Source organism: Pseudomonas sp. K5002 (assembly GCF_013386655.1).
GTDB lineage: Bacteria > Pseudomonadota > Gammaproteobacteria > Pseudomonadales > Pseudomonadaceae > Aquipseudomonas.
The window spans coordinates 1-3,582 of the sequence record NZ_JACARK010000317.1 but is presented as its reverse complement, the minus strand read 5'-3'; the positions used below and the strand labels follow the sequence as shown (position 1 = coordinate 3,582).

Sequence of the window (3,582 nt, the reverse complement as noted above, 5' to 3'; positions counted from 1 at the left end):
GGGCGGCCAGGTTTTGCTGTCTTGCAGGCGCGTGTGTTGCAGGTACTGCATCACCAGGATCAACGCGGTAGACGGCTCGCCCTTGGCAATCGCGCTGATGGCCTTGCGCGCCTGGCTCAGGTTGGCACCGCCACCGCCGAGGGCCTTGGGCACGGTCAGGGCGACAAAGCCGTGTTCGTGCAGCAGCTTGAAGTTGTCGTGGGGGAAGGTGCCGCTTTCATCAACGATGTGTGCAGTGGCGGCGAGCTGGGCGCTGAGGCGTTCCAGCAAGGCTTCGAAATTGGCCACTTCCACGGAGCGCAGTGACGGTTGAGAAGAAAGGCTCATGATGGGTGTACTCGTTCAAAATGTGGGAGCGGGCTTGCTCGCGAAAGCGGTGTGTCAGGTTGCACATCCGTTGGCTGATCCACCGCTTTCGCGAGCAAGCCCGCTCCCACATGGGTTATTCGGCGTTTTCGAAGGCGGGTTATATCGGCAGCAACTTGAACTGCCGATCCCACAACGGGCTGACATCCAGCCGCTCGTTCAATACCCCGGCATTGAAGAACAGGTCCGCCACTTCCTGCTGCGAAGCGATGGCCTGGTCGTTCACCTCGATCACGCTGTAGGGCTGGCTGCGGTTGTTGTACACGTCGAGGAACACGGCCTTGTCCACACCGAGCAACTTCGCCGATTTTTCAGCCCACGGCTCAGGGTTGTTGTTCATCCATTCCAGCGTGCGCGCCTGGCGCTGCAAGTAATCCTGGATCGCCTGTTTGCGCAGCGGGTCTTCCAGGGCAGCGGGGCGGGCGCCGATCAGGTAGTTGCCGGAGAGGTAGCCGAGGGCGGTTTTCAATACCCGGGCGCCGCTGCGGAATTTCGCCAGCTGGATAAACACCCCGTAGATCACCCAGGCGTCCAGCTGGCCACTCTGGAACGCGCTGAAACCGTCCTGTGGCGTGAGTGCCACGGGGGTGATGTCGTTGAAGGTCAGCCCTTGCTCCTTCAAGGCCTTGATCAAGAAGTAGTGCGAGGTGGTGGAGCGCACATAGCCCACACGCTTGCCTTTCAACTGGGCGATGGATTCAATTTTCGACTCCTTGGGAATCAGGATCACCTGGTTATTCACGTCACCTTGCAGCACCGCAATCAGCTTCGGCTCGCGGTGGCTCTGGATCGAGAAGATCGGCGGGATCTCGCTCATGCCGCCAATGTCCAGGCTGCCGGAGGCCAGCGCTTCGACGATCAGGTTGCCGCCGGCGAACTCGGCGTAGTCGACTTTATAGGGCGTGTTGGAAGTGCCGGCGTCGTCGGTGAAGTACGAGTCCTGGCCACGGTAGGTGGCGACGGCCAGGGTCAGGTCCGAGAGCTTCGCAGGTGCAGCGAAAGCCCGGGGCACCAGCGAGGCGAGGCCCAGCGCGCCAAGGGCAATCGAACTGGCGCCCAGGAAGCCGCGACGATTGAACTGTCCGTGTTTGATCGTGTTCGTCATGGTCGTGCCCTGGTCAGATGGCGATCTGCGTTGGTTGAGTTTCGAACGGGGTGCTGTAGCGGTTCGCCGGCACGTCCAGGCCAAGGTTTTCCCGCAGGGTGGCGCCGCTGTATTCGCTGCGCAACAGTCCGCGTTGTTGCAGCACCGGCACTACCAGCTCGGTGAAGTACTGCAAGCCGTCCGGCAGCAGTGAATTGATGATGAAGCCGTCGGCCGCGCCGGCTTCGAACCAGGTCTGGATCGCGTCGGCGACCTGCTCCGGGGTGCCGACAAAATCGCGCTTGGGCCGGGAGAACCGCAGGGCCACTTCCCGCAGGGTCAGGCGTTCATCGCGGGCCAGTTGCTTGATGCGGTCGGAGCCGCCTTTCTGGCTGTTGGAGCCCAGGTCGCCGAGTTCCGGGAAGGGTTCGTCCAGCGGGTACTTGCTGAAATCGTGGTCGTTGAACGGGCGGCCCAGGGCGACGATTGCGTCCTCGACGGTCACCAGCTCCACAGCTTGCTGATAGCGGCTTTCCACCTCGGCTTCGTCGCGGCCAACAATCGGCCGGATGCCCGGCAGGATCGACAACTGATCAGCATCACGGCCAAAACTGCGGGCGCGTTTCTTCAAGTCCTGGGCGTAGGCTTTGGCTTCGTCGAAGGTCTCGGCATGGACAAAAATCGCGTCGCTGTTTTCGGCGGCAAAATTGCGCCCGTCCTCGGAAGTGCCCGCCTGGAAAATCACCGGCTGGCCCTGGCGCGAGCGGGCGATATTCAGCGGGCCCTTGACCGAGAAAAACTCGCCTTTGTGTTCCAGTGCATGCAGCTTGCCAGGGGTGAAAAATTCGCCGCTTTGCTTGTTGTACGCAAAGGCATCGTCTTCCCAGGAATCCCACAGGCCCTTGACCACATTCACGTGCTCCCTGGCGATGCGGTAGCGCACAGCGTGGGGCGGGTGCTCGGCCTTGCCGAAGTTGTCGGCGGTGCCGCTGAGCCACGAAGTCACCACGTTCCAGCCGGCGCGGCCGCCGCTGATGTGGTCCAGGGAGGCGAACTGGCGTGCCACCTGGAACGGTTCGGTGTAGCTCACGGTGACGGTCGCCACCAGGCCGATGTTCGAGGTCAGGGCGGCCAGGGCCGAAAGAATGGTCAGCGGCTCAAAACGGTTGAGGTAGTGCGGGCTGGATTTTTCATGGATATGCAGGCTGTCGGCGATGAACACGAAGTCGAACTTCGCGCCTTCGGCCAGTTGCGTCTGATGCTTGTAGAACCCGAAGTTGACGCTGGCATTGGGTTGCGCCTGCGGGTGGCGCCATTCGCCCCAGCCGTGACCGACGCCGTGCACCATGGCACCGAGTTTCAGTTGGCGTTTGCTCATGTTCTCTCTCCTTTTAGCGGGAAGCCTGGGTAAGCGGGGCACGTTTGGCGTTGAAGCTTTTGTCGAAGCCTTGGGAGACGTCGATGTGTTTGGTCAGCAGGCCTTCGTCCTGATAGATGTCGGCGGTGGTTTGCAGGCCGCTGATCACCGAGTCGTCAATCGCCACCGGTTGCATATGGGTGGCGTTGGCCACGGCTACGTGCACCTCCAGCGGCAAGCCGGTGATTTTGGCCATGGCGGCGGCGAACGCCTGCGGGTGATCGTTGCTCCAGCGGTAGGCGCGGTCGACCCGGGCCACGAAGTCGTCCAGCTGCTCGCGCTTGTCGGCAATCGCCTTGCTGGTGGCGGCGAGGTACAGGTGATTGCTCAGCAGGTTGTTGCCGCTGGCAAGGACCCTTGCCTGGCTCTGGCTGGTGACCACGGTGGTGTAGGGGTCCCAGGTCGACCAGGCATCGGCGGTGCCGTTATCCAGCACCAGCCGTGACTCGCTGGGCAGCAGGAAGATGAACTGCACGTCGTGGGTAGAAAGGCCGGCGCTGCGCAGCGCCTTGATCGCCAGGAAGTGCCCGATGGAGCCGCGGGTGGTGACGATGCGCTTGCCCTTGAGGTCGGCAAGATCGTGGATCGGGGAGTCTTTCGGAACAATCAGCGCGGTGGTGTTGCGGCCTTCGGCGTGGATGATGCTCACCACCTTCAGCGGTGCTCCGGCACCGAGGGCGAACACGTAGGGCGCGTCCCCCAGCGCGCCGATGTC

General features: G+C 62.4%; 4 protein-coding genes. All 4 read right to left on the bottom strand.

Annotation, left to right across the window (positions count from 1 at the left end; genetic code table 11):
• Window positions 1-327, bottom strand: a 327-nt coding sequence (locus HX846_RS15900; protein WP_178965689.1) for an acyl-CoA dehydrogenase family protein, incomplete at its 3' end; no start/stop codon positions are given.
• A gap of 139 nt (window positions 328-466) precedes the next feature.
• Window positions 467-1,471 (bottom strand): ABC transporter substrate-binding protein, encoded by a 1,005-nt coding sequence (locus tag HX846_RS15895; protein WP_003211303.1) that lies wholly within the window; start codon window positions 1,469-1,471, stop codon window positions 467-469.
• A gap of 13 nt (window positions 1,472-1,484) precedes the next feature.
• The gene (locus tag HX846_RS15890; protein ID WP_008434605.1) at window positions 1,485-2,828 is read right to left on the bottom strand and encodes an LLM class flavin-dependent oxidoreductase; all 1,344 of its coding nucleotides are present in this window, start codon (window positions 2,826-2,828) and stop codon (window positions 1,485-1,487) included.
• Window positions 2,829-2,841: 13 nt separating this feature from the next.
• Window positions 2,842-3,582, bottom strand: a 741-nt coding sequence (locus tag HX846_RS15885) for an aliphatic sulfonate ABC transporter substrate-binding protein (protein WP_178965688.1), incomplete at its 5' end; no start/stop codon positions are given.